The sequence below is a fragment of the Primorskyibacter aestuariivivens genome (assembly GCF_028023675.1).
GTDB lineage: Bacteria > Pseudomonadota > Alphaproteobacteria > Rhodobacterales > Rhodobacteraceae > Marinovum > Marinovum aestuariivivens.
Window position 1 is genome coordinate 81,282 of record NZ_JAQIOZ010000003.1, and the last position, 25,486, is coordinate 106,767.

General features: G+C 62.4%; 26 protein-coding genes. 22 read left to right on the forward strand and 4 right to left on the reverse strand.

Annotated elements, in window-relative coordinates:
• Entirely contained in the window at window positions 1-1,158 is a 1,158-nt protein-coding gene (gene dprA / locus PGB28_RS02510) for a DNA-processing protein DprA (protein WP_271419906.1), read from the reverse strand.
• A gap of 96 nt (window positions 1,159-1,254) precedes the next feature.
• Complete coding sequence (gene tldD / locus PGB28_RS02515; protein ID WP_271419907.1) at window positions 1,255-2,676, reverse strand: metalloprotease TldD; 1,422 nt, start codon at window positions 2,674-2,676, stop codon at window positions 1,255-1,257.
• Between the two features lie 195 nt (window positions 2,677-2,871).
• Here tldD and coxB point away from each other — a divergent pair, with 195 nt between their 5' ends.
• From coxB to PGB28_RS02595, 16 genes are all read left to right on the forward strand, one after another.
• Window positions 2,872-3,738 carry a cytochrome c oxidase subunit II gene (gene coxB, locus PGB28_RS02520; RefSeq protein ID WP_271419908.1) on the forward strand — a complete coding sequence of 289 codons (867 nt, stop codon included), beginning with the start codon at window positions 2,872-2,874 and terminating at the stop codon, window positions 3,736-3,738.
• Between the two features lie 86 nt (window positions 3,739-3,824).
• A complete protein-coding gene (gene cyoE / locus PGB28_RS02525) occupies window positions 3,825-4,778 on the forward strand; it encodes a heme o synthase (RefSeq protein WP_271419909.1) in 954 nt (317 codons plus the stop codon).
• A complete protein-coding gene (locus PGB28_RS02530) occupies window positions 4,775-4,939 on the forward strand; it encodes a cytochrome C oxidase assembly protein (RefSeq protein ID WP_271419910.1) in 165 nt (54 codons plus the stop codon). Before cyoE ends, PGB28_RS02530 begins: the two co-directional genes overlap by 4 nt.
• Window positions 4,939-5,520 (forward strand): cytochrome c oxidase assembly protein, encoded by a 582-nt coding sequence (locus tag PGB28_RS02535; RefSeq protein ID WP_271419911.1) that lies wholly within the window; start codon window positions 4,939-4,941, stop codon window positions 5,518-5,520. Before PGB28_RS02530 ends, PGB28_RS02535 begins: the two co-directional genes overlap by 1 nt.
• 26 nt (window positions 5,521-5,546) lie before the next feature.
• Window positions 5,547-6,353 (forward strand): cytochrome c oxidase subunit 3, encoded by an 807-nt coding sequence (locus PGB28_RS02540; protein WP_271419912.1) that lies wholly within the window; start codon window positions 5,547-5,549, stop codon window positions 6,351-6,353.
• Window positions 6,354-6,470: 117 nt separating this feature from the next.
• Complete coding sequence (locus tag PGB28_RS02545) at window positions 6,471-7,148, forward strand: SURF1 family protein (RefSeq protein ID WP_271419913.1); 678 nt, start codon at window positions 6,471-6,473, stop codon at window positions 7,146-7,148.
• Between the two features lie 4 nt (window positions 7,149-7,152).
• Window positions 7,153-8,541, forward strand: a complete 1,389-nt coding sequence (gene thrC / locus PGB28_RS02550) for a threonine synthase (RefSeq protein ID WP_271419914.1) — start codon at window positions 7,153-7,155, stop codon at window positions 8,539-8,541.
• Window positions 8,538-9,800, forward strand: coding sequence for a M16 family metallopeptidase (locus PGB28_RS02555; protein ID WP_271419915.1), 1,263 nt, complete (start codon window positions 8,538-8,540; stop codon window positions 9,798-9,800). The genes thrC and PGB28_RS02555 overlap by 4 nt, the downstream gene beginning before the upstream one ends.
• Window positions 9,800-10,387, forward strand: a complete 588-nt coding sequence (locus PGB28_RS02560) for a GNAT family N-acetyltransferase (protein ID WP_271419916.1) — start codon at window positions 9,800-9,802, stop codon at window positions 10,385-10,387. The genes PGB28_RS02555 and PGB28_RS02560 overlap by 1 nt, the downstream gene beginning before the upstream one ends.
• Window positions 10,388-10,535: 148 nt before the next feature.
• Entirely contained in the window at window positions 10,536-11,357 is an 822-nt protein-coding gene (locus tag PGB28_RS02565) for an MBL fold metallo-hydrolase (RefSeq protein WP_271419917.1), read from the forward strand.
• Between the two features lies 1 nt (window position 11,358).
• Window positions 11,359-12,780, forward strand: a complete 1,422-nt coding sequence (locus PGB28_RS02570) for an FAD-binding oxidoreductase (RefSeq protein ID WP_271419918.1) — start codon at window positions 11,359-11,361, stop codon at window positions 12,778-12,780.
• Window positions 12,781-12,819: 39 nt separating this feature from the next.
• Window positions 12,820-13,338 (forward strand): peptide deformylase, encoded by a 519-nt coding sequence (def, locus tag PGB28_RS02575; RefSeq protein WP_271419919.1) that lies wholly within the window; start codon window positions 12,820-12,822, stop codon window positions 13,336-13,338.
• The gene (gene def, locus PGB28_RS02580) at window positions 13,338-13,838 is read left to right on the forward strand and encodes a peptide deformylase (RefSeq protein ID WP_271419920.1); all 501 of its coding nucleotides are present in this window, start codon (window positions 13,338-13,340) and stop codon (window positions 13,836-13,838) included. Before def (PGB28_RS02575) ends, def (PGB28_RS02580) begins: the two co-directional genes overlap by 1 nt.
• A complete protein-coding gene (def, locus tag PGB28_RS02585; protein ID WP_271419921.1) occupies window positions 13,835-14,323 on the forward strand; it encodes a peptide deformylase in 489 nt (162 codons plus the stop codon). Before def (PGB28_RS02580) ends, def (PGB28_RS02585) begins: the two co-directional genes overlap by 4 nt.
• A 12-nt stretch (window positions 14,324-14,335) precedes the next feature.
• On the forward strand, window positions 14,336-15,247 hold the full coding sequence (fmt, locus tag PGB28_RS02590; protein WP_271419922.1) for a methionyl-tRNA formyltransferase: 912 nt from the start codon (window positions 14,336-14,338) through the stop codon (window positions 15,245-15,247).
• A gap of 5 nt (window positions 15,248-15,252) precedes the next feature.
• Window positions 15,253-15,489, forward strand: a complete 237-nt coding sequence (locus tag PGB28_RS02595) for a hypothetical protein (protein ID WP_271419923.1) — start codon at window positions 15,253-15,255, stop codon at window positions 15,487-15,489.
• Between the two features lie 7 nt (window positions 15,490-15,496).
• On the opposite strand, the gene pdxR is transcribed toward PGB28_RS02595, so the two are convergent.
• Together pdxR and PGB28_RS02605 are read right to left on the reverse strand one after the other, a co-directional pair.
• Window positions 15,497-16,960, reverse strand: a complete 1,464-nt coding sequence (pdxR, locus tag PGB28_RS02600) for a MocR-like pyridoxine biosynthesis transcription factor PdxR (RefSeq protein WP_271419924.1) — start codon at window positions 16,958-16,960, stop codon at window positions 15,497-15,499.
• Window positions 16,961-17,041: 81 nt separating this feature from the next.
• Entirely contained in the window at window positions 17,042-18,436 is a 1,395-nt protein-coding gene (locus PGB28_RS02605) for an aminotransferase family protein (RefSeq protein ID WP_271419925.1), read from the reverse strand.
• Window positions 18,437-18,826: 390 nt separating this feature from the next.
• On the opposite strand from PGB28_RS02605, the gene PGB28_RS02610 reads away from it, so the two are divergent.
• The 6 genes from PGB28_RS02610 (at window position 18,827) to PGB28_RS02635 (ending at window position 25,418) form a co-directional block, all read left to right on the forward strand.
• Window positions 18,827-19,834, forward strand: coding sequence for a taurine ABC transporter substrate-binding protein (locus PGB28_RS02610; RefSeq protein WP_408636203.1), 1,008 nt, complete (start codon window positions 18,827-18,829; stop codon window positions 19,832-19,834).
• Between the two features lie 117 nt (window positions 19,835-19,951).
• Window positions 19,952-20,758 (forward strand): taurine ABC transporter ATP-binding protein, encoded by an 807-nt coding sequence (locus tag PGB28_RS02615; RefSeq protein ID WP_271419927.1) that lies wholly within the window; start codon window positions 19,952-19,954, stop codon window positions 20,756-20,758.
• Window positions 20,755-22,065, forward strand: coding sequence for an ABC transporter permease (locus tag PGB28_RS02620; RefSeq protein ID WP_271419928.1), 1,311 nt, complete (start codon window positions 20,755-20,757; stop codon window positions 22,063-22,065). Before PGB28_RS02615 ends, PGB28_RS02620 begins: the two co-directional genes overlap by 4 nt.
• Window positions 22,066-22,243: 178 nt before the next feature.
• Window positions 22,244-23,284, forward strand: a complete 1,041-nt coding sequence (locus PGB28_RS02625; RefSeq protein WP_271419929.1) for a TRAP transporter substrate-binding protein — start codon at window positions 22,244-22,246, stop codon at window positions 23,282-23,284.
• Between the two features lie 65 nt (window positions 23,285-23,349).
• On the forward strand, window positions 23,350-23,925 hold the full coding sequence (locus tag PGB28_RS02630) for a TRAP transporter small permease (protein WP_271419930.1): 576 nt from the start codon (window positions 23,350-23,352) through the stop codon (window positions 23,923-23,925).
• Window positions 23,922-25,418 (forward strand): TRAP transporter large permease, encoded by a 1,497-nt coding sequence (locus tag PGB28_RS02635; RefSeq protein WP_271419931.1) that lies wholly within the window; start codon window positions 23,922-23,924, stop codon window positions 25,416-25,418. The genes PGB28_RS02630 and PGB28_RS02635 overlap by 4 nt, the downstream gene beginning before the upstream one ends.
• Window positions 25,419-25,486: the final 68 nt, after the last annotated feature.

Below are 25,486 nucleotides of genomic sequence, written 5' to 3' on the forward strand. Positions count from 1 at the left end.
TCAATTGGACAGCGCGATCAGCCCGCCGGGATGGCGCGTGATCTTGCCCGAGATTTCGAGGTCGGTGATCTGCGCGGCGATGCCGGGGGAATTGCCCCCCAGATCGCGGATCAGCTGATCCTCGGCCAGAGGCGAAGGCGACAGACGGTTCAGGATTTCGCTATGCAGCGTGGCGGTGTCGCGCAGGCTGCGTTTCGGCGCCGGTTTTTGCGCAGGGGGCGGCGGCAAGTCGATTTCGGCCTGATGCGGCTGCTCCGCATCGGCCTCTGGTCCAAGCGCTTCGATCACGTCATCGGCATGGCGGACCAGTCGCGCGCCGTCGCGGATCAGCATATTGCAGCCACCGGCGCGGGCATCGAACGGATGGCCCGGCACGGCCAGCACCTCGCGCCCTTGATCCAGCGCATTGCGTGCGGTGATCAGGCTGCCGGATTTGGCGGCGGCCTCGATCACGATCACCGCGCGAGACAGGCCCGAAATGATCCGGTTGCGCGCCGGGAAATGCCGCGCCTGCGGCGTCAGGCCCAAGGGCTGTTCCGTGAGCAGCAACCCCTTGTTCAGGATATCCCCGGCCAGCGCGGTATTCTCGGCCGGGTAAATCACGTCGATCCCGCTGGCGAAAACGGCGATGGTCCCGGTCTCAAGCGCGGCATGGTGGGCGGCGGTGTCGACGCCGCGGGCCAGCCCGGACACCACAACAAAGCCCTTTTCCCCAAGATCATGCGCCAGACCGCGCGCCATGCGCGTCCCCAGCGACGAGGCATTGCGCGCCCCGACCAGCGCGATCATGGGTTGCTGCATAAGTGTTGCATTGCCCCGCGCCCAAAGCATCGGCGGCGCATCGTCAAGCCGGGCAAGATCGGCCGGGTATTCCGCCTCGCCCCGGCAGATCAGACGCGCGCCGATCCGCCGCCCGGCATCCAGTTCGCGGCGCGCTGTCTCAACCGGGCAGGGCGCGTATTTTTCCAGCCCGGCGGCGCGCGCCACATCGGGCAACGCGTCCAGCGCCGCAGCGGCAGAGCCATGTTCGCCCATCAGCCGGTAAAAGGTGGAGACGCCCACGCGGCGGGATCGCAAGAGGCGGAGCCAATCCAACCGGTCATCTTCCGAGGTGGGTGGGAGTAGGGGGTGAGTGGAAGAAACTTGGTCTACGGTCATCTTCGCTCCGCCAACTTGCAGAATCAGATGTACCGCAGCGCTGGTTAATGGCAGGTAAACCCTTGTTCCATCAGTCTCAAACCCCTCGACTTTTCTTTAGGCTGCCGCGCCCCCCACGGTCAGGCCGCTGATCCGCACCGTTGGCTGACCGACGCCCACCGGCACCCATTGCCCCTGTTTGCCGCAATTGCCCATACCGGGGTCCAGTGCCATGTCATTGCCCAGCGCCTGAATGCGTTTGAGTGCGGATGGCCCGTCGCCAATCAACGTGGCACCTTTGATCGGCGCGCCGACCTTGCCATTCTTGACCCGGTAGGCCTCGGTGCAGGAAAAGACAAACTTACCATTGGTGATATCCACCTGACCGCCGCCAAAGCCCACCGCCCAGATACCGTCCTCAAGCCCCGCGACAATATCGGCCGGATCGTCCTGCCCGCCCAGCATATAGGTGTTGGTCATGCGCGGCATCGGGATGTGGGCATAGCTTTCGCGCCGCCCGTTGCCTGTGGGTTTCACGCCCATGAGCCGCGCGTTCTGCCGGTCCTGCATGAAGCCGGTGAGGATGCCATCCTCGATCAGCACATTCTTGCCCGAGGGGGTGCCTTCATCATCCACGGTGATCGAGCCACGCCGGTCCGGGATCGTCCCGTCATCCAGCACCGTGACCCCCTTGGCGGCCACCTGTTGGCCCATGAGGCCGGCAAAGGCGGAACTGCCCTTGCGATTGAAATCGCCCTCAAGCCCGTGGCCGATGGCTTCGTGCAGCAGGATGCCGGGCCAGCCGGGGCCAAGCACGATGTCCATCACGCCCGCGGGGGCAGGCTCTGCCTCCAGATTGACCAGCGCGATGCGCAATGCCTCGCGGGCCTTGCCCTGCCAGTCCGCCGGGTCCAGGAGCCCGTCCAGCGCCACGCGACCGCCGCCGCCTGCGGTGCCGCTCTCGCGCCGCCCGCCCTGTTCCACGATGACCGACACATTGACCCGCGTCATGGGGCGCACATCGCGCACATGCACCCCGTCGGCGCGCAGGATCTCGACCTCCTGATGCGAGGCGGCGATGGTGGCCGAGACCTGGACGACGCGGCTGTCCAGATCGCGGGCAAAGGCGTCAATCTCGCGCAATGTTTCGATTTTTACGGGGAATTCCGCCCCGGCAATCGGATCGGCATCGGTGTAAAGCCGTGTGTTGGTGGGCTGCGGGCCGGGGGCCATCACGCCACCGCCATCGCCCACAGCAAGACGCGCTGTCTCGACCGCGCGCCTCAGGGCGCTTTCGCTGATTTCGGTGGAATGGGCGTATCCTGCCACTTCGCCGCGCACTGCACGCAGGCCAAAGCCCTCGGACGCGTCATAAGAGGCGGTTTTCACCCGCCCGTCATCGAAATGCAGCACCTCGGAGCGGCGGCGTTCCAGAAACAATTCGCCGTCATCGGCACCGGCGGTGGCCTCCTGCACAAGCGCCTGTGCCTGATCGAGGTCGAGCATGTCCTGAAAGGGGCGGAAAGGGGCGTCTGCCATGGGGTGTCACCTCGAATATTTGATCCATGTCAAAAAAGCGTCCGTTTGACGCGGCTCTGTGGCTTTATCTCGTTCTCAGAATATGATTTTAAACGCCAGCGTTACAATGGGCGTGCGCAATAAGGATTCGATTGCGAAATCTTTGCGCTATATGCCCCCCGAAGACGAACAGCATAACCGACCAGGGTGTACATGATGCGACTTAAATCTCTGCTTACCGGCCTTGGTGCCACGTTTGCCGCAGCGCCGGCCATGGCGCAGGACCTCGAAGTGATCGGCAAGCCCAGCCCCGCGGGCGTTGGCTTTCAGCCGGCGGCCACGGAACTGGCCCGTGACCTGCAATGGCTGGATGGCATGATCCTGGTGATCATCACCATCATCACGCTGTTTGTCGGCGGGCTCATGGCTTACGCTTTCCTGCGCTTCAACCGCAAGGCGAACCCGACCCCGGCAAGCTTCACCCATAACACGCCGATCGAGATTGCCTGGACGATCATCCCGATCGCGATCCTCGTGCTGATTGGCTCCTTCTCGTTGCCGGTTCTGTTCAAGCAACAGGAAATCCCCGAAGGTGAAGTTGTCATCAAGGTGACCGGCTACCAGTGGTACTGGGGCTATGAATATGTCGATCCGGGCGTTGAAGGGTTCGAACCCAGCGCCGTGGTATACGACAGCTTCATGCTGCCCAAGGAAGAGCTGGCTGAAAACGGCTATAGCGATGATCTTTACCTGCTGGCCACCGACACCGCTGTTGTCGTGCCGGTTGGCAAGACCGTCGTGATGCAGGTGACCGCCGCTGACGTGATCCACTCCTGGACCATCCCGGCCTTTGGCGTGAAGCAGGACGGTGTGCCCGGACGGATCGCGGAACTGTGGTTCAACGCGGAGAAAGAGGGCGTCTATTTCGGTCAGTGCTCTGAGCTTTGCGGCAAGGACCACGCCTATATGCCGATCACGGTCAAGGTCGTGTCTGAAGAAGCCTATCAGGAATGGCTGACCGGTGCGTATGAGGAATACGCATCGCTGCCCGCGTCCTATGACGTGGCTGCCCTGACCAAGTAAGCGCAAGTGGTGCGCCCATCGCGGCGCACCCGACACCCCGCCCGTAGGGTGCGCATCCATGGCGCACCACACCGGAGAGACCCGACATGACCGACGCCAGCATCAACACAGCCAGCGCAGAGAACGAGGCGCAGTTCGGCGATTACTTCGCCCTTCTCAAGCCGCGCGTGATGACGCTTGTAGTGTTCACGGCGTTTGTGGGTCTTCTGGCGGCCCCTGTTTCGGTACATCCATTTGTCGGCTTCTGCGCCATCCTGTTCATTGCGCTGGGCGGTGGTGCCTCGGGCGCGCTGAACATGTGGTACGATTCCGACATCGACGCGGTGATGAAACGCACCGCGCGCCGCCCGATTCCGGCGGGCAAGGTGACCCGAGACGAGGCGCTCTCTTTCGGCGTGGCCCTGTCCGGGTTCTCGGTTCTTATGCTGGGGCTGGCCACGAACTGGTTCGCTGCCGGGCTTCTGGCCTTTACCATTTTCTTTTACGTGGTGATCTACACCATGTGGCTCAAGCGCTGGACGCCGCAGAACATCGTGATTGGTGGCGCGGCGGGTGCCTTCCCTCCGATGATTGGCTGGGCTGCTGCCACCGGCGGCATCTCGGTCGAATCCGTTCTGATGTTCTGCCTGACCTTCATGTGGACGCCGCCGCATTTCTGGGCGCTGGCGCTGTTCATGCGTGGCGATTATGACAATGCGGGCGTGCCGATGCTGACCGTCACCCATGGTCGCCGTGCAACGCGCGTACATATCCTGGTCTACACGCTCCTGCTTGCCGTGCTGGCCATTGCCATGGGCTTTACCTCCGCTGGCGGCCCGATCTATCTGACGGTTGCGATCGTCCTGAACCTGCTGTTCATCAAGGGTGCCATCGCCATCTGGCGCCGCGACGAAGAAGACGCCGAGCGCGACAATTTTGCCGCCGAACGCTCTTTCTTCAAACTGTCGCTGCTCTATCTTTTCATGCACTTCGGCGCGATCCTCATTGAGGCCGGGCTGGAGAAGTTTGGCTACGGTCTGAGCCTGGGAGGTCTGCTGTGAACTTCCAGAAGCCGCATGAGCTGCATGAGCGGCGCAAGGGACGCAATATTGGCGTGGGTCTGGTGCTTGGCGCTTTGATTGCCATCGTCTTTGGACTCACCGTGGTCAAGGTCACGAGTGACGGGTTTCAAACACCTGCAACATTGACGGAGTCCAATTGATGGCGCTTTCGGGTCCCAGGAAAACAGTTCTTCAAACGCTCTCGCTTGTGGTGTTCATGGGCGGTCTCGCCTGGGCGTCCGTGCCGCTTTATGACTGGTTCTGCCGGGTGACCGGATATGGCGGAGCCACCAATACCGCCGAGACCGGCAGTGATGTGATCCTCGACAAGACGATCAAGATCCGCTTTGACGCCTCCAAGGAGCGCGGCATGCCTTGGGAATTCCGCCCGATGCAGCCGCATATGGAAGTGCGCATCGGCGAGACCGGGCTGGCCTTCTATGAGGCCTATAACCCGACCGACCGCCCTGTCGCGGGCAGCGCCAGCTACAATGTGGCGCCATTTGACGCGGGTGGCTTCTTTACCAAGATCGCCTGTTTCTGCTTTGAGGAACAGATCCTGATGCCCGGAGAGCGGGTGGAAATGCCGGTGACCTTCTTCGTCGATCCCGAGATCGTCGAGGATGCCGAGGGCAAATATGTCCACACGATTACGCTGTCCTACACATTCTACGAAATCGACATGCCGGAAACCGCAGCGCTTGACGCGCCGCAAACCCCGGCCCAAACAGAACTCAATTGAGCCTTGCAACGAGGGAAACGACGACAATGGCCCATGCAAAAAACCACGACTACCATATTCTGAACCCCTCTATCTGGCCCATGCTTGGGGCGGTTGCCGGGTTTGTCATGCTGTTCGGCGCTGTGCTCTGGATGCACGACAATGGGCCCTGGATGTTCCTGATCGGCTTTGTTGGCGTTCTCTATGTGATGTTCGCCTGGTGGTCCGAAGTGGTGGACGAATCCAAGGTGGGTGACCACACACCGGTGGTGCGGATCGGCCTGAAATACGGCTTTATCCTCTTCATCATGTCCGAGGTGATGTTCTTTGCTGCATGGTTCTGGAGCTTCTTCAAGCACGCCATGTACCCGATGCACCCCGACGGGATTTCCCCGGCGGTGGATGGCGTCTGGCCGCCGGCGGGCATCGAGACCTTTGACCCCTGGCACCTGCCGCTGATCAATACGCTGATCCTGCTCTGCTCGGGTGCGGCTGCCACATGGGCGCACCACGCGCTGGTGCATGAGAACAACCGTGAAGACATGAAATGGGGCCTGATCATCGCCATCGCTCTGGGTGTGATCTTCACCGGCTTCCAGGCCTATGAATACAGCCACGCGGCCTTTGGATTCTCGGGCAACATCTATGGTGCCAACTTCTTCATGGCGACCGGCTTCCACGGCTTCCACGTGGTTGTGGGCACGATCTTCCTGTTTGTCTGCCTGATGCGCTTGCTGCGCGGTCACTTCACCCCGGAAAAGCATATCGGCTTCGAAGCGGCGGCCTGGTACTGGCACTTCGTGGACGTGGTGTGGCTGTTCCTGTTTGCCGCAGTTTACGTCTGGGGCGGCTAAACGGACACCCTGCGGGGTTGCATCTCTAGCCTGAACCATCGAAAACACATGGCGCGCGCGGATTTCCGCCCGCGCCATTTTCTATCCGGGCCGGTTTTTATCTGGGACAGGGGCTTTATGAACCGTCTTTTCTTTGCGCTGATCATCGGTCTGACGGGCGTGTGCATTCTGCTCTGGCTTGGTTTCTGGCAGGTGGACAGGCTGGCCTGGAAAGAGGGCGTGCTGGCCGAGATCGAGGCGCGTATCGCTGCCGATCCAGTGGCATTACCCGAGACACCCGAGGAAGAGCGCGACAAATACCTCCCTGTCGCGGTAACGGGCGAGATTGGCGAAGGCGAGCTTTACGTGCTGGTCTCCCGCAAGCAGGTCGGTGCGGGCTACCGGGTGATTGCTCCGCTCGAGACAGACACAGGTCGCCGCATCCTTCTGGACCGTGGCTTCATTAAGACCGACAAGCGCGCCGCCGCGCGCCCCACCGGGGCCGCCAAAATCACCGGCAACCTGCATTGGCCCGATGACCGCAATTCCTCGACCCCGGATAATGACGAGGCGGGCAATATCTGGTTCGCGCGCGACATTGAGGACATGGCCCGCGTGCTGAGGACAGAACCCACGCTGGTCATTGCCCGGCAAACGTCGCTGGCGGACACGGGTGTGACGCCGCTGCCTGTAGACACCAGCGCCATTCCCAACGATCACCTGAATTATGCCATTACCTGGTTCTCGCTGGCCCTGATCTGGGCTTCCATGACCGGGTTCTTTATCTGGCGCACGACACGGCAAAAGGACGCCTGACGCGATGAAATATATCTCGACACGGGGCAAAGCTCCCGAACTCAGCTTTGAAGAGGCCATGCTCAGCGGGCTGGCCCGTGACGGCGGGCTCTATGTCCCAGCCGAGATCCCGCAGATGAGCAAAGGTGATATCGCCGCTCTGGCCGGGCTGAGCTACGAAGAGGTCGCCTTCCGCGTCATGCGCCCCTTCATCGGCGACAGTTTCACCGATGAAGAGTTCGCCGACATCATCGCCCGCGCCTATGCAGGCTTTGGCCACGGTGCGCGCGCGCCCCTGGTCCAACTCGCCCCCAATCATTTCCTGCTGGAGCTGTTCCACGGGCCGACGCTGGCCTTCAAGGACTTCGCCATGCAGCTCATCGGCCAGCTGTTTCAGGACGCGCTGAAGCGCCGGGGCGAGCGGGTGACCATCGTGGGCGCGACCAGCGGTGACACCGGATCGGCGGCCATCGAAGCCTTCAAGGGGCTGGACAATGTGGATGTGTTCATCCTCTTCCCCCATGGCCGGGTGTCCGAAGTGCAGCGCCGCCAGATGACGACCCCGTCCGAAAACAACGTGCATGCGCTGGCCGTGAACGGTAATTTCGACGATTGCCAGGCCAAGCTGAAAGACATGTTCAACGATTTCACCTTCCGCGACGAGGTGCGGCTTGCCGGGGTGAATTCGATCAACTGGGCGCGGGTACTGGCGCAAGTGGTGTATTACTTCTCCTCCGCCGTGAGCCTTGGCGCTCCGCAGCGCAAGGTGAGCTTTACCGTGCCCACCGGCAATTTCGGCGACATCTTCGCAGGCTACATTGCCAAGCGCATGGGCCTGCCCATTGACAGGCTGGTGATTGCCACGAACCAGAACGACATTCTGCACCGCTGCCTGTCGTCCGGTGCCTACGCCAAGGACACGGTGCATGCATCGATCAGTCCCTCGATGGATATCGAGGTGAGCAGCAATTTTGAGCGCGCGCTCTTTGACGCCTATGACCGGGACGGCAATGCGATCAGCCAGTTGATGGACGAGCTGGGACAGGGTGGCTTCAACGTCTCCCAAGGCGCGCTGCAGCGTCTGCGTGAGCATTTCGACAGCGGTCGCGCCAGCGAAGAGGAAACGCTCGCCACCATCGCCAATGCGCGCAAGACCATGGGTGAGCTGCTCTGCCCGCATTCCGCAGTTGGCGTGAAAGTGGCCGAAGAGCTGCGCGACCCGGCCACCCCGATGATCACGCTGGCCACCGCCCATCCGGCGAAATTCCCCGATGCGGTGGAAAAGGCGTCCGGCATTCGTCCGGGTCTTCCCCCGCGCATGGCGGACCTGTATGAGCGTCCGGAACGGGTGACCCGGGTTCCCAATGACCTTGACGCCCTTGAAACCCATATCCGGGAGAAGATCGGCTCTTGACGGTAGAAATTCACACGCTGTCCAACGGCTTCCGCGTCGTCACTGAACATATGCCGGGGCTGGAAAGCGCCGCGGTGGGCATCTGGGTCTGCGCGGGGGCACGGGCCGAGAGGGCCGAGCAGAACGGCATCGCGCATTTCCTGGAACATATGGCGTTCAAGGGCACCGCAACCCGCAGCGCGCTGCAGATTGCCGAGGCGATCGAGGATGTGGGTGGCTATATCAACGCGTATACCTCGCGCGAGGTCACGGCCTATTACGCGCGGGTGCTGCGCAATGATGTGCCGCTGGCCGTCGATGTGGTGGCGGACATTCTGCTCAACCCGGTGTTTGACCCGAAAGAGATCGAGATCGAGCGCGGCGTGATCCTGCAGGAAATCGGACAGGCCCATGACACGCCCGACGATGTGATCTTTGACTGGCTTCAGGAAGAGGCCTATCCCGATCAGCCGCTGGGTCGAACGATCCTTGGCCCCGCTGACCGGGTGCAGGCATTTGGCCGCGAGGACCTGTCGCGTTTCGTGACCGAACATTACGGCCCGGACCAGATGATCCTGTCCGCCGCCGGTGCGGTGGATCACGCGGCGCTGGTCAAACAGGCCGAGGCGCTGTTCGGCCATCTCGCGCCACGCGCGGCCACGCCCGACAGCCCGGCGCAGTTCCGGGGCGGCGAAGCGCGGCATGTGAAGACGCTGGAACAGGCGCATTTCGCGCTGGCCTTTGAAAGCCCGGGCTATCGTGATGACGCGATCTATACGGCCCAGATATATTCCGTGGCGCTGGGTGGCGGCATGTCCTCGCGCCTGTTTCAGGAGATCCGCGAGACCCGGGGCCTGTGCTACACGATCTTTGCCCAGGCGGGCGCCTATGCCGATACCGGCATGACGACCATCTATGCGGGAACGTCGGGCGAGGATCTGCCCGAATTGATGGGCATCACGATTGATGAGCTCAAGCGCGCCGCCGATGATATGTCCGAGGCTGAAGTGGCCCGCGCCCGGGCGCAGATGAAGGCCGGGATGCTGATGGGGCTGGAAAGCCCATCGAGCCGCGCCGAACGGCTGGCCCGCATGGTGCAGATCTGGGGCCGGGTGCCGGACCTGTCGGAAACGGTCGCCAGGATCGATGCGGTCACCGTTCAGGGCGTCCGCGACTTCGCGGCCAGCCTCGCGGTGCAGGCACCTTCTGCCATGGCGCTCTATGGACCGGTGGAACAGGCGCTGGACATGGGCCAGATCAACGCACGGCGCGCGGCCTGATGCTTCTGGCGCGGCGCAGGATACGGCTTGAGACCGAACGTCTCAGCCTGCGCGCGCCAATCCATTCCGATTTCCGGGCCTGGTCCGCGCTGCGCGTAACCTCGCAGGATTTTCTGACCCCGTGGGAACCTACATGGGCGCAAGATCATCTGACCCGCAAAAGCTTTACCAACCGGGTCTACTGGGCGCAGCGGGCAATCTCCAACGGCTCGGCACTGCCTTTGTTCCTTGTCCGGCGCGCGGATGAGACGTTGTTGGGCGCGATCACATTGGACAATATCCGCCGTGGTCCGGCGCAGGCCGGTACGCTGGGATACTGGATCGGCGAGCCATATGCCCGACAGGGCTATATGCGCGAAGCGATCCTTGCGCTTGTGCATCATGCCTTTGAAAAGATGGACCTGAGCCGGATCGAGGCCGCCTGCCTGCCGGAAAACGCCGCCTCGCGCGGGCTTTTGGAACGCTCCGGGTTCAAATACGAGGGCGTCGCGCAGAGCTACCTGCAGATCAACGGGCGCTGGCGTACTCATGTGCTTTATGCGGCGCTGCGCAATGATCGCCGGGGTCGCTCGGACGCCGGGCTCTGACCCGCTTCTGATCTTACCCCTTGCTTTAAATACCTCGGGGGGCCGTCTATGGCGGACGGGAGCAGAGTCCCCAGGCCAGACCAGCGGTTTCGCGTGACCGGGGCGGCAATTGCGCTATCCTTCTGCTATCAACAGGAGGACACGTCGGATGATCCGTTTGCTTTTTGCCCTGATGTTCATTGCAACCACCGCCAGCGCACAGGACCGCCGCCCGTCCCACTGCATTGCCGTGGCCGATGCCGCGCCGGGGATGGAATACCTGCACAAGGCCAGTTGGAATGCGCCCCTGCCGGATGATTATACCGTGCGACTGCATTACATCGCCCATGCCTCGTTTCTGCTGCACACCCCCGGTGGGTTGAACGCGATCACCGATTTCACCGGGTTTTTCGGCAATACGGAAATGGTCCCCGATGTGGTCACCATGAACCACGCGCATGACACCCATTGGACGCCGTTCCCTGACCCGGCCATTCCGCATGTGCTGCAAGGCTGGGGCGAGGAGTTTGGCGCGGGGATCGAGCATTACCTTGATCTTGGCGAAATGGTCGTGCGCAATGTCTCTACCGATATCCGCTCGGGCCGGGGGCTAGAGATCAAGGGTAATTCGATCTTTGTGTTCGAGGTCGGCGGGCTTTGCATCGGGCATCTGGGCCATCTGCATCACGAACCGGACGATATGCAATATGCGGCGCTGGGGCGGCTGGATGTGGTTATGGCACCGGTGGATGGCGGCTTTACCATGTCACAGGATGCGATGATCCGGGTGCTGCAAAGGCTCAAAAGCTCTGTCATCATCCCGATGCACTGGTTCTCTGATTTCGGGCTGGAGCGGTTCGTGGCTGGCATGCAGGAGCAATTCGACATCCAGCGCCCCGGCGGCTCGTCCATCGAGATAAGCCTTGCCACCTTGCCCCGCCGCCCGACAGTCGTCATCCTGCGCCCAAGCTGGCTGCGCGACGAGGAATGACATGACCCAACTGACCCCGGCGGATCAGGCATTCGCCGAGACATTGGCCGCGCAGCTGCCCAAAGGCGCGCTGCGCCCCGCTGAACCGCGTTATCTCGAAGAACCGCGCGGGCGCTATGTGGGGCAGGGGGGGCTTGTGGCCCTGCCGCAAGACACAGATCAGGTCGCCGGAATCCTCCGCGCGGCCAAGGCGGCGCGCGTGGGCGTGATCCCCTATGGCGGTGGCACCGGGCTGGTGGGCGGTCAGGTCATGCCGGACGGGCCCGCCCCGCTGATCCTGTCGCTGGAGCGGATGAACCGTGTCCGGGCTGTCTATCCAGAGGAAAACGTGCTGATCGCCGAGGCCGGAGCCACCCTTGCCGATGTGCAGCAGGCGGCAGAAGAGACCGGGCGGCTCTTTCCATTGTCATTGGCGTCCGAGGGCACCGCGCGGATCGGTGGCTGCCTGTCCACCAATGCGGGCGGGGTGAATGTGCTCCGCTATGGCAATGCGCGCGATCTCTGTCTGGGGCTTGAGGCTGTCTTGCCGGATGGCACGGTCTGGAACGGGCTGAAGCGGCTGCGCAAGGACAATACCGGCTATGACCTAAAGCACCTGTTGATGGGGGCTGAGGGGACGCTGGGCGTGATCACCGCCGCAAGTCTGCGGCTGTCGCCCCGTCCAGCCACGCGCGGCACCGCGATGATCGTGGTGCACAGCCCCGCCGCCGCGCTGACGCTGTTGGCTTTGGCGCGCGATATCGCGGGCGAGACGGTCAGCGCCTTTGAGCTGATCCACCGGCAGGGGCTGGATTTCCTGTCCGAGACCTTGCCGGAGATCCGCCAGCCCTTTGCGACGCCTCCCGACTGGTGCGTGCTGATCGAACTGGGCATGGGGCGGAATGATGACCCCGCCGGGACGCTTGAGGCGATCTTTGCTGAGGCATTGGAACAGGGGTTGGCAAGTGACGGGCTGATCGCCCAATCCGAAACGCAGCGTAGCGATTTCTGGTCGATCCGCGAACATATCCCCGAGGCCAACCGGAGGATCGGCTCGGTCTCGTCGCACGACATTTCCCTGCCTCTTGGCGCGATCCCTGAGTTCATCGAGAAGGGGCCCGACGTGATTGCCCGGATCGGTGATTTCCGCATCAACTGTTTCGGCCATCTGGGGGATGGCAACCTGCATTACAACGTGTTTCCAGCCCCCGGAAAGACCCGTGCCGACCATGAGCACCAACGCGAGGCCATCAAACGCGCGGTGCATGACCTCACCCACGAAATGGGGGGCTCGGTCAGTGCCGAGCATGGGATCGGGCGGCTCAAGACGGGCGATCTGGAGCGTTATTGCGATCCGGCGAAGCTCGCCGCGATGCGGGCCATCAAGACCGCCTTGGACCCGCAGGGCATCATGAACCCCGGCGCGGTCTTGCGCGGGGCATAGCCGTTGCGCTTTCGCCCGTCCTGTCCTAAATCCCCTCCCATGAAACGCCCTATTCTCATTCACCCCGATCCGAGGCTGAAAAAGACCTGCGCTCCCGTCCCCGACATCACGGACGAATTGCGCGCGCTGGCCGATGACATGCTGGAAACCATGTATGCCGCGCCGGGCATCGGCCTTGCCGCGCCGCAGGTCGGCGTTCTGGACCGGCTGATCGTGCTGGATTGCGAAAAGGACGAGGCGGCAGAGCCAAAACCCATCGCCATGTTCAACCCCGAGGTCATCGCAAGCTCGGACGATCTGAACACCTATGAAGAGGGCTGTTTGTCGATCCCCGATCAATATGCGGATGTGACCCGCCCCAAGGAGGTCACGGTGCGCTGGCTGGACCGGGACGGCACCCTGCAGGAGCGCGACTTTGGCGGGCTTTGGGCGACCTGCGTGCAGCACGAGATCGACCACCTGAACGGCAAGCTGTTCATCGATTATCTCAAGCCGCTCAAACGCCAGATGATCACGCGCAAGATGCAAAAGCTCAAACGCGAGCGGGCCCGCGCCTGATGGCGGTCTTGCCGATCCGGGCTTGGCCCGACCCGGTGTTGAAACGGGTCTGCGACCCGGTGACAGACGATGTGACCGGCTTGGTCGCGGACATGTTCGAGACCATGTATGACGCGCCGGGCCGTGGGTTGGCCGCGCCGCAGGTGGGTGTGCCTGTGCGGCTTTTCGTGATGGATGCGGGATGGAAGGATGGGGACATGACCTCACTCGCCTGTATCAACCCCGAGATCGTCGCGGCCTCCGAGGCGCTGGCGGGCGGTGAAGAGGCGTGCCTGTCGATTGCCGGCGTGGCGGCCGAGGTGCAGCGCCCGGCGGAGATCACGCTGCGTTTCACTGACCTGAATGGTGAGGTACAGGAACGCGCATTGACCGGCGCCGAGGCGAAATGCGCCCAGCATGAGCTGGACCATCTGGATGGCCGCGTGATCTTTGATCATTTGGCCCCCGACGCCGCTGAAGCATTGGAAGCCCAATACCTGACACTTCGGAGACGTGCATGACGCGCAAAGTGATCCCTTGGCCGGATAAACGCCTGCGCAGCGTGGCCGCCCCGGTGGAGGCCGTGACCGACGACCATCGCGCGCTCTGGGACGAGATGGTCGAGGTGATGGAGGCGATGCCCGGCGTGGGTCTTGCGGCAACGCAACTGGGCGAGATGGTGCGGCTGGCCGTGGTGGACGCTTCGGAAGAGCGGGGCAAGGTCATCCGCATGGCCAATCCGGAAATCCTGCATGCCTCGGTGCAGCTGCGCGAGCATGAAGAGGCCAGCCCCAATCTGCCGGGCGTGTCGGCGAAGATCAAACGTCCCCGTGCCGTGACGGTACGGTTTCTCAATGAGACAGGTGAGGCGGAGGAAAAGGACCTGGTGGGTCTCTGGGCCACCTCGGTCCAGCACCAGATCGACCACCTGAACGGGCGGATGTATTTTGACCGGCTGAGCAAGGTCAAGCGCGACATGCTGCTGCGCAAGGCCCGGAAAGCATAAGAGGACATCGTCATGAGAGTGATCTTCATGGGCACGCCGGATTTCTCGGTCCCGGTGCTCGACGCACTGCATGTCGCGGGCCATGAGATTGCCGCCGTCTATTGCCAGCCGCCCCGCCCGGCGGGCCGGGGCAAGAAGGACCGCCCGACACCGGTGCATGCCCGCGCCGAGGCGCTGGGGCTGGAGGTGCGCCACCCCGTGTCGCTTAAAGGGGCCGAGGAACAGGCAGCGTTTGCCGAATTGCAAGCTGATCTCGCCGTGGTCGTGGCCTATGGGTTGATACTGCCGAAACCGGTGCTGGACGCGCCTACCCATGGCTGCCTGAACATCCACGCCTCGCTCTTGCCGCGCTGGCGGGGGGCTGCGCCCATCCACCGCGCGATCATGGCGGGGGACACAGAGACAGGCGTTTGCATCATGCAGATGGAAGCCGGACTGGACACCGGTCCCGTGCTTTTGCGAGAGGTGACGGAGATCACGGGCCGGGACACCACCGCCATCCTGCATGACAGATTGTCGGAGATGGGCGCGCGGCTGATCGTTGATGCGCTGGAGCGTCTCGACCAGCTTGCGCCAGAGGCGCAGCCCGAGGATGGCGTGACCTACGCCGCCAAGATCGACAAATCCGAGGCCGCGATTGACTGGACCCGCCCTGCGGACGAGGTAGACCGGCAAATCAGGGGGCTGTCGCCCTTTCCCGGCGCATGGACCATGACCGGCGAGACGCGGGTGAAATGCCTGATGTCTGAACTGACCGAGGGACAGGGCGCGCCCGGCGAGGTGCTTGATGATGCGCTGACCGTGGCCTGCGGTACGGGCGCGGTGCGGCTTTTGACCTTGCAGCGGGCGGGCAAAGGCGCGCAGGATGCTGCGACGTTCCTGCGGGGCATGGCCCTGCCCAAGGGCAGCATTCTGGGAGGATAGGCCCCATGTTTCCGGTACTGATCGGCACGGTCGTGATCGCGGGCATCATCGGCTACGCCTCTGAAAAATCTGGCTTTACCCATAATGGCTATGTGCAGAGCATCATCATCTGCGTGGGCGGGGCATTCCTGTTTTATTTCGTGCGGATCATGTTCGGGATCGGGTTTTCGTCGCCGGGTCTGAACGCCATCGCCTCCTCCATCGGGGCGCTGATCATCGTGCCGACCCATTGGCGGAAATAGCACCGGGTTACGCCATCTCCCGGATGGCCCGCGCCACCCGCGCGATACCCTCGACGACGCGCGAGGACGGGATCGAGGAATAGCCAAGACGGTAGTATTCGACGGGTTGATCCGGCCCCGCGAAAAACGAATGCCCCGGCTCGATCAGCACGCTTTGCTCGCGCAGCCGTTCTGCCAGAATCCGCGTGTCCACCCCGTCCGGGGCCCGCATCCAGAAGGCAGAGCCGCCTGAATGAATCTGCCCGGCCACCTGAAGTCCGCAGCGCGCAACGGCGCTCTCCATCTCCTGCCGTCGCCGGTGCAGCGCCGCCGCCGTCCGCCGCATCAGCGCGTCGTAATGACCAAGGCTGAGGAAATGCGCCACCGTGCGCTGCACATGGCCCGGCGGATGGCGCAGCACACTGGCCCGCAGGGCGCGGGCCTCGCGGATGAACGGCTCGGACCCCACCAGATAGCCAAGCCGCAGCCCCGGAAAGAGCGATTTCGAGAAAGAGCCGACATAGATCACCCGCCCCTCGCGATCGAGAGATTTCAGAGCCGGCTGGGGCCGCGCGATATGGGACATTTCGAATTCGTAATCATCCTCGACAATCAGCGCGTCCAGCTCCCGTGCCCGCCGCAATAGCGCGTGCCGCCGGTCCAGTTGCATCGTGGCCGAAGTGGGGCTGTGGTGGCTGGGCGTGGCAAAGATCACATCCGTGTCCTCGGGCAGCGCGGCGGGGTCCAGCCCTTCGTCATCGACTGGCACGCTGGCCAGATGGCATCGCGCCTGTGTGAGCACGTCGCGCAGGGACGGGTAACAGGGCTCTTCAATCGCGGCCTTGCGCCGCTGGGTCAGAAGCACCTGCGCCGTCAGCCAAAGCGCGTTCTGCGCGCCCAGCGTGACAAGGATTTCCTCGGGCCGCGCCTGAATGCCCCGCCGGGGCAGGGTGTGGCGCGCGATAAAGGACACCAGCTGCGGGTCGTCCTGGTCGTAGTAGTCAGAGGTCAGCGCGTTGAAATCCCGCGCCCCCAGCGCCCTGAGCGCACACAGTCGCCAGTTGGCATGGTCAAACAGCGACGGATCGGTCTGCCCATAGATCAGCGGATATTTGTAGCGGTCCCAGTCCAGCGGCTTGAGCGCTTCGGCCTGATTGGCAAAGCGCTGGCCCAGCGCTCGGGACCAGTCCACACTGTCTTCGATGTGCTGTTGCGGCGCGAAACTCGGCGGTTCGGGGGCGTTCTCCGAGACAAAAAAGCCCGAGCGCCCGCGCGAGGACAGGTAATCGTTCGACTGCAGCTCGGTATAGGCCAGCGTCACGGTGATTCGGCTGACCCCCAGATGGGCCGCGAGTTTCCGTGTCGAAGGCAGCTTTTCCCCGCGCTGAAACCGCCCCGACAGGATGCCTTGGGCGATCATCTGCTGGATGCGGGTTTGCAGCGTGCCTTCGCTGTTGGGGTCAAGAAAGAAGGATTCGACAGGGATTGCCATGGCCCAGACGCTACGCTGGACCTATGGGGAATGCAATCTGGACTTAAGGCGGGCGGGCGCGCAACGCCGGCCCGATCCGTTTCAGGACCCGAACACCCGGCCCAATGCGCCATCGACTGCCGAAATGATCTCGTCGATATTGTCCTTGGTCGCGATCAGCGCCGGGCTGAAGCACAGCGTGTTGTTGCGACCGGGCAGCGAGCGGTTGGTGGCGCCGATGATCACGCCCTGCTTGCCGCAATCGGCGACAACCGCCTGCACCAGCGCTTCCGCCGCCGGGTCGCGGCTCACGCGGTCGGCGACCAACTCGGCCCCCAGGAACAGACCCTTGCCGCGCACATCGCCAATTACCGCGTGGCGGTCCATCAGCGCACGCATCTGGTCGAGCATATACTCACCCATGGCGGTGGTGTTGGCGAGCAGGTTTTCTTCTTCGATGATGCTCATGTTCTCCATCGCCGCCGCCGGACCGGCGGTGCAGCCGCCAAAAGTCGAGATGTCGCGGAAATAGTTCATCGGATCGCTGGCATCGTCCTTGAACTTGTCGAACACGTCTTCGGTGGTCACAAGACAGGCAATCGCCGCATAGCCCGAGGCCACGCCCTTGGCCATGGTGACCATGTCGGGCTGGATGCCGTAATGCTGGTAACCAAACCATTCGCCGGTCCGGCCCACGCCACAGACCACTTCGTCGATATGCAGCAGAATATCGTATTTGCGGCAGATCTCCTGCACCTTTTGCCAATAGCCTTCGGGCGGGGTGATGACACCGCCACCGGCGGTCACCGGCTCAAGGCAGAGCGCGCCCACCGTGTCGGGCCCCTCGCGCAGGATCACCTCTTCGATCTGCTCGGCGGCCCAGAGACCGTAGTTTTCGACCGGCGCACCGTCCTGTTCGTGTTTGCGATACTCAAGACAATGGGGCACGCGCACGAAACCGGGCGTGAAGGGGCCGTATTGCGCGCCGCGCTCGTCCTGGCCCCCGGCGCTCAGCGCGGTGATGGTGGTGCCGTGATAGTCGCGGTCGCGATAGAGCACCTTGTGCTTTTTGCCGCCGAACCGCTTATGCGCGATCTGACGGACCATCTTGAAGGCTTTCTCATTCGCCTCGGAGCCGGAGTTGCAGTAATATAGCCGGGTCATGCCGGGCATTTTTTCCATCAACCGTTCGGCAAAGATTGCACCGGGAATCGACCCCGCGGAGCCTGCGAAATAGTTCAGCTTGACCAGTTGTTCCCGCACCGCATCCGCAATACGTTCGCGGCCATAGCCCACATTCACGGTCCAGACACCGCCCGACACCGCGTCGAGCATCTGGGTGCCGTGCTGGTCCCAGACATGAATGCCCTTGCCCTCGACGATAATGCGGGGATCGCTGGTCTCATAGGGTTTGTGCTGGCTCAGGTGATGCCAGACATGGGCTTTGTCAGCTTCGACAACCCTGCTGATGTCATTCTCATAAAACGAGCCGTCCATATGCCTCACTCCCAAACCTGTGTGAAATCACGAAGGGCCCAGCAACTGTCTGGTGTGCTGCTGAGTCTACCATGATTACTCAAAGCCCTAAATTTTGGCGTCGGATAGGGCCAGTTGCCTGGCGTTGCTAGGTCCAGAATTTCGAAAAATTCCTCGCGCCGCACCGCGCGATTTCAGTAACCATTTGTTCTCTTGCCCAAATTTCTAAAGTCCGGGCGACGGTTGTCTGGACATTTTCCGCGCCGAGCCCGAAGTTTTTCGTTGATCGGCGCGGCGATTTCCGTTCCGATTGCCCTGATGCCCGGCAGTACCTCCGGGTAGCGACGGCCATGGTCGTCAAGAACCAATAAAAAGCGACCGGACATCCGGCGCACAACATGGGAGTACATGATGAAGACGAAACACCTCCTCACCGGGGCAGTGGCCTCTGTTGCCATGCTGGCAGGCGCGCAATCCGCACTGGCCGCAGGTCATGGCGAAGGCATCACCGTGGGCTATTTCCTCGAATGGCCGATGCCGTTCCAATACGCCAAGCAGATGGGCACCTATGACGAAGCGCTGGGCGCGCCGGTGACATGGGTCAGCTTTGACACCGGCACCGCGATGTCGGCGGCCATGGCCTCGGGCGATGTGCAACTGTCGGTCAGCCAGGGTGTGCCGCCCTTCGTCGTGGCAACCTCGGCCGGGCAGGACCTCCAGATCCTCGACGTGGCCGTGTCTTATTCGGACAACGACAACTGTGTCGTGCGCGCCGAGCTCGAGATCGACAAGGACAGCGCCGATGAACTGGCGGGCAAGAAAGTGGCCGTGCCGCTGGGCACTGCTGCGCATTACGGCTTCCTCAAGCAGATGGACCATTTCGGCGTGGCGCTGGACAGCCTGACCATTGTTGACATGGCACCCGCCGAAGGTCAGGCCGCACTGGCACAGGGCGCGGTTGACATGGCCTGTGGCTGGGGCGGTGCGCTGCGTCGCATGAAGGAAAGCGGCAACACGCTGCTGACCGGGGCAGAGAAAGAAGAGCTCGGCATCCTCGTCTTCGACGTGACCTCCGGTCCGACCTCCTTTGTGGCGGAAAACAGCGACATGGTTGCGGCATTCCTCAAGGTGACGGCAGAGGCCAATGCCATGTGGGCGGATGAAGCCAATCACGCCGAAATGCTGCCGGTAATCGCCGAGGACGCGGGGATGTCCGAAGAAGACACCGCCTCGACCATGGCAACCTTTGTCTTCCCCAATGTGGCGGACCAGCTTTCGGCAAAATGGCTGGGCGGTGGCGCACAGGAATTCATGAAAGGCGTGGCTGATGTCTTTGTGGAATCCGGCTCCATCGACGCGGCCAAGGCCTCTTATGCTGACAACGTCAACACGGGTCCGCTGACAACTGCATCCCAGTAAGCGACCTTTGGGACCGGGCGCGGGGTCTGCGCCCGGTCCCCTTCGCGGCATGGGCCGGGGCGAGGCACCCGAAGCCTGCCGGAATGACCACGTGACAACAAGAAAAGGGGTTACCCTGTGTCAGGTCTGTTGATCGACGATATTTCCATGCGTTTTGACCTGCCGAATGGCGGGCATGTTCAGGCGCTCAAGAACGTGACGCTCGATATCAAATCGGGTGAACTGATGTCCGTGCTGGGGCCGTCTGGCTGTGGCAAGACCACGCTTCTGAACATCGTGGCCGGGTTTCTTGCCCCGACCCAGGGGCGCGTCATGTTGGGCGATCACGAGGTCAAGGGGCCCGATGCCGAACGCGGCATGGTGTTTCAGCAAGGTGCGTTGTTCGAATGGATGAATGTTCGCGACAATGTCAGATTTGGCCCGGACATGAAGGGCGTGAGCCGTTCGCAGAGCCGCGAAAAGGTGGAGCATCTGCTTGAGGTCGTCGGGCTTCAGGATTTCAAGGAAAAGGCGATCTACGAGCTGTCGGGCGGCATGCAGCAGCGTGTGGCGCTGGCCCGCTGCCTCGCCAATGACCCAGACGTGATCCTGATGGACGAGCCGCTGGGGGCGCTCGACGCGCTGACCCGCGAAAAGATGCAGAGCCTTGTGCTGGACCTGTGGAAGGAGACGGGCAAGACCATCATCCTGATCACCCACTCGGTGGAAGAGGCATTGCTTTTGGGGGAACGCCTGCTTGTGATGGCACCGCGCCCGGGCCGGGTGCACAAGGAATACCGGCTGCCCTTTGCCGATCTGGGCGTGGGCAATGACCTGCGAGAGGTCAAGAAACACCCCGATTACAACAGCACCCGCGAAGAAATTCTCGAAATGATCTGGAACATGGAAGAAGAAATCATGGGCCGGGCGGAGGAGCAGGCATGACCGGATTTCTCGTTCTGGCGCTCTATGTGGGCGCGTTCTTTGGCTCTTACTTCGTATTGTCGCGCCTGTTGCAAGGGGCCTTTGCCCGCAAGGGGTTCAACAAGCTCAAGACCGTTACCTTCGGCGATGAAAGCGCGGTCGTTGCCAACCGCATCGCATCGGTCCTCTCGGTGGTAACGGTATTCTGGCTCTGGGTCGCCTTTACCAACTCGGTCATTCCGCTGCCCAAACTGCCCGGGCCGTATCAGGGGCAGATGGAATTCACCTATACGGCGACCTTGCCCGATGGCAGTACGGATGACGCGACGGTGACAATGCTCGTCTATCCCGAAGACATTCAGCAGACCGTTGATGCCGAGGGCAATCCCGGTCGCGCGCCCGAGGCGGTTGAGGTGGAGCCGGGCGAGGGCTTTGCCAAGAATGACAGCGACACCGTGGCGCGTTACGGCTTCAAGGTGCTCAATGTCTGGAAAAACGACGATGTGTCAAAAAAGGACGGCTCGGTCGTGACCCATATCAACGGGGCACCAGTCTCTCCGGGGGATTATGTGGAGGTGCCCGAGGGCACCATCGGGATCACGGACAAGGGCACACCGACCTTTGCTCCCGCCGTAGGCCTGCGCATGGCACGCCTCTACCTGCCCGCACCCGAGGTGGTTCTGGAACGATTTGTCCGGCTCAACAAGGAAGGCTACCAGAACTTCACGCTTTGGGAGCACACGCGCTATTCGTTGCAGCGGGTCCTGTTGGGCTTTCTCTTTGGCGCCCTGATCGGGATACCCATTGGTTATGCCATGGGCCTGACCAACTGGTCACGTGGCTGGTTTGATCCGATCGTCGAGTTCATGCGCCCGGTGCCGCCACTGGCATTGATCCCGCTGATGATCATCTGGTTTGGCATTGGCGAATTGTCCAAGGTGATCCTGCTGTTCCTGGCCGCACTCTGGATCATGATCATCGCGGCGCGTGCGGGCGTGTCCGGTGTGGCCATTACCAAGGTGCACGCGGCCTATTCGCTGGGCGCGTCCAAGTGGCAGATCCTGACCAAGGTCATCGTGCCCAACTCCCTGCCGGAAATCTTTACCGGAGCCCGCGTGGCCATGGGGGTGTGCTGGGGCACGGTGGTTGCGGCGGAACTGGTCGCGGCCGAGGTGGGCCTTGGCAAGATGATCGTTGTGGCGTCAAAATTCCAGCTCACCGATATCGTGATCGTCGGCATCATCCTGATCGGGGTGATCGGCTTCATGATCGACGTCGGCATGCGCAAGCTCGAGAATTGGCTGGTGCCGTGGAAAGGCCGCGTCTGATCCATCACCGCGATGGTCGCAACATGGCAGGACAGGGGCGCCGCTTTGGTGCCCCTGTTTGCTTTGTGACGGTCCAGGGGTGCCGAATTCGTGTCAGCCCGGCGATTCCGGTTTGCCAATTGTGCCGACATGGCCGAAAGTCTCAAAAAACAACAGGATTGATCAACGGGAGGTATCAATGATCAACAAACGAACCCTCATGAAAGCACTGGGCGGCACCGCGCTGGCCACGGTGCTGAGTGCATCTGCGGCCATGGCGGCGGATGTGACCCTGCGCATGCATTCCTTCCTGCCGGAACAGGCCAATGTGCCGACCCATATCCTCAAGGTCTGGGCCGAAAAGGTCGAAGCGGAAAGCGATGGCCGGATCGACATTCAGTTGTTCCATGCCATGTCGCTGGGCGGCAAGCCGCCGGAACTGATCGACCAGGTCATTGATGGCGTGGCCGATATCACATGGACCGTGGCGGGATATACGCCCGGACGGTTCCCGCGGCTCGAAGTGTTTGAGCTGCCCTTCACCATGACCGACGCCGAAGCCATGTCCAAAGCCTTCTGGACGCTGGCGGAAGAGACGATGATGGACACGGATTTCAAGGATTTCCACCCAATCGCCCTGCATGTGCACGGCCCCGGGATCATCCATTCCTCCGATCCGATCACCGAAGTGTCGGATCTCAACGGCGTAAAACTGCGCGCGCCCACCCGGATCACCAACCAGATGCTGTCCTCGCTGGGCGCGACGGCGGTTGGCATGCCGGTGCCTGCGGTGCCCGAGGCGCTGTCCAAGGGTGTGATCGACGCCACGGTGATCCCGTGGGAGGTGACCGGCGCATTGAAAGTGCCCGAACTGGTGAGCAACCATACCGAGTTCGGCGATGGCGAGGCGCTCTACACCACGGCCTTCATCTTTGGCATGAACAAGGCCAAGTATGACGCGCTGCCCGATGACCTCAAGGCCGTGATCGACGCCAATTCCGGCATCGAGACCTCGGGCTGGATGGGCAAGGTCATGCAGGATTACGATGCCCCCTCGCGCGAGGCGGCGCTGGATCTGGGCAACAACGTGATCACGCTCACCGAGGATCAGGTCGCCGAATGGAAAGAGGCCGCATCCGGCACGATTGACAGCTGGGTCAAGGAAATGGATGACAAGGGCCTTGATGGCACGGGGCTGCGTGCCCGGGCGCTTGAGCTGATCTCGGCGAACTCGATGTAACTCCGGGGCGCCCCCGCCCGCTGAGGGGCCGGGGGCGTCGCGATCTTTTGGCGACGGGTGGGGTAATGCTGAAGGTGATGGACCGGCTGGCCCGGACAATGGCGATTGTCGGGGGGCTTGTACTGAGCGCGCTGATCGTGCTGACCTGCGTCAGTGTGCTGGGGCGCGGGCTGAATACACTGGGCCATTCCGGCATCCTGCCCGAAGCGCTCGGTGCGGCGCTGATCGCTGCGGGCGTTGGCCCCGTGACCGGTGATTTCGAACTGGTCGAGGCGGGCATCGCCTTTGCGATCTTTTCCTTTCTGCCAATCTGCCAGCTTTACAGCGGCCATGCGACTGTCGACATCTTTACCCAGGCACTGCCGAAACGTGGCAATCGCTGGCTCATCGCCTTTTGGGAGGTTGTGCTGGCGCTGGTGATCTGGCTGATCACCTGGCGTCTGTTTGCCGGGCTGCAGAACAAGCTGGATTACGGCGAGACAACGTTCCTTTTGCAATTCCCGGTCTGGTGGGCCTATGCCGCCAGCCTCATCGCCGCGCTGGTGGCCTCGCTTGTAGCGCTTTACTGCGCGTGGGCGCGTTTGGCCGAGGCTGCGACGGGCCGTCGCTGCATGCCCTACAGCCAAGGAGCGGCCCATTGAGCATGCTCGAACTGGGATACATTTCCTTTCCCGTCCTCCTGCTGATGATCTTCCTGCGCGCGCCTATCGGGCTTGCCATGATGCTGTGCGGCTTGGGCGGGCTTTATTTCGCCACGGACGGCACCGCCATGTTCATGGCCAAGCTGAAAAGCGAGACCTACACCACCTTTTCCAGCTATTCGCTGTCGATCATCCCGCTCTTTCTGTTGATGGGGCAGTTCGCGACGCTGTCGGGTATGTCCTCGGCGTTGTTCAAGGCTGCGGAAAGCTTTCTGGGCCACCGCAAGGGCGGGGTGGCCATGGCCTCGGTCGGGGCCTGCGCGGGGTTTGGTGCGATCTGCGGCTCGTCGCTGGCCACGGCGGCCACGATGAGCAAGGTCGCGCTGCCGGAGCTGCGCCGCTATGGCTATTCCGGGGGCTTTTCCACCGCGACGCTGGCCGCCGGTGGCACGCTGGGCATTCTGATCCCGCCCTCGGTGATCCTGGTGATCTACGCCATCCTGACCGAACAGAACATCGCCAAGCTGTTCCTGGCCGCCTTCATCCCCGGCATATTGGCGGCCATTGGCTATATCATCACCATCTCGATCTATGTCCGCGTGCACCCCGATGCGGCAGGCACGCGCGAGCCGGTGCCGATGTCCGAGCGCATGCGCGCGCTGGTCGATGTCTGGCCGGTGTTGCTGGTCTTTGGCCTCGTGGTGGGCGGCATTTACGCAGGCTGGTTCACGCCGACCGAAGGTGCGGCTGTGGGCGCGGCAGGCACGGGGGTCATCGCGCTGCTTTCGGGCAATATGAACTGGCAGGTGTTCAAGGACTCGATCATTGCCACGGCATCGGCCACGGCGATGATCTTTTTCATCGTGCTGGGGGCCGGGTTCTATAACGGCTTTCTCGCGCTCAGCCAAGTGCCGCAGGAACTGTCGGCCTGGGTTGTGGGGCAGGGGTTCAGCCACTGGACCGTCTTGGCGATGATCTTGATCTTCTACCTGATCTTCGGTTGCCTGATGGATTCGCTGTCGATGATCCTGCTTACGGTGCCGATCTTCTTCCCGGTGATCTCGGCCATGGATTTCGGATTGGTGGACCTTGCCGCGATGCAGGCCGAGGCCGCGCGCGAAGCGTTGGCAAACGGCATCCCGCAGGGCGTGGCGCAGGAGATGATCGACAGTATCAACGTCGCCATCGCAAACGGCGCGGAACTGACCCGGGAGCAGATGAAGGCTATCGGGATCCGCGTAACCGAGGGCATGGCCAACCGCATCGAGATCGAGCGCGTCGCGATTTGGTTCGGCATTCTGGTGCTGATCGTGGTCGAGGTCGGGCTGATCACGCCACCGGTAGGGATGAACCTGTTCATCATCAACACGATGGATCGCGACACGCCCATGGTCGAAACCTACAAGGCGGTGATCTGGTTCGTGACGTCCGACATTTTGCGGGTTGTCATCCTGGTGCTCTTCCCGTCGATCACGCTGTTCCTGCTCTATTGACGTAACGTCACTCTGGCAGGGCGCGCGCGGGTTTGCTCGAACTGCCCGAAACGACAATGGGAGCAAGT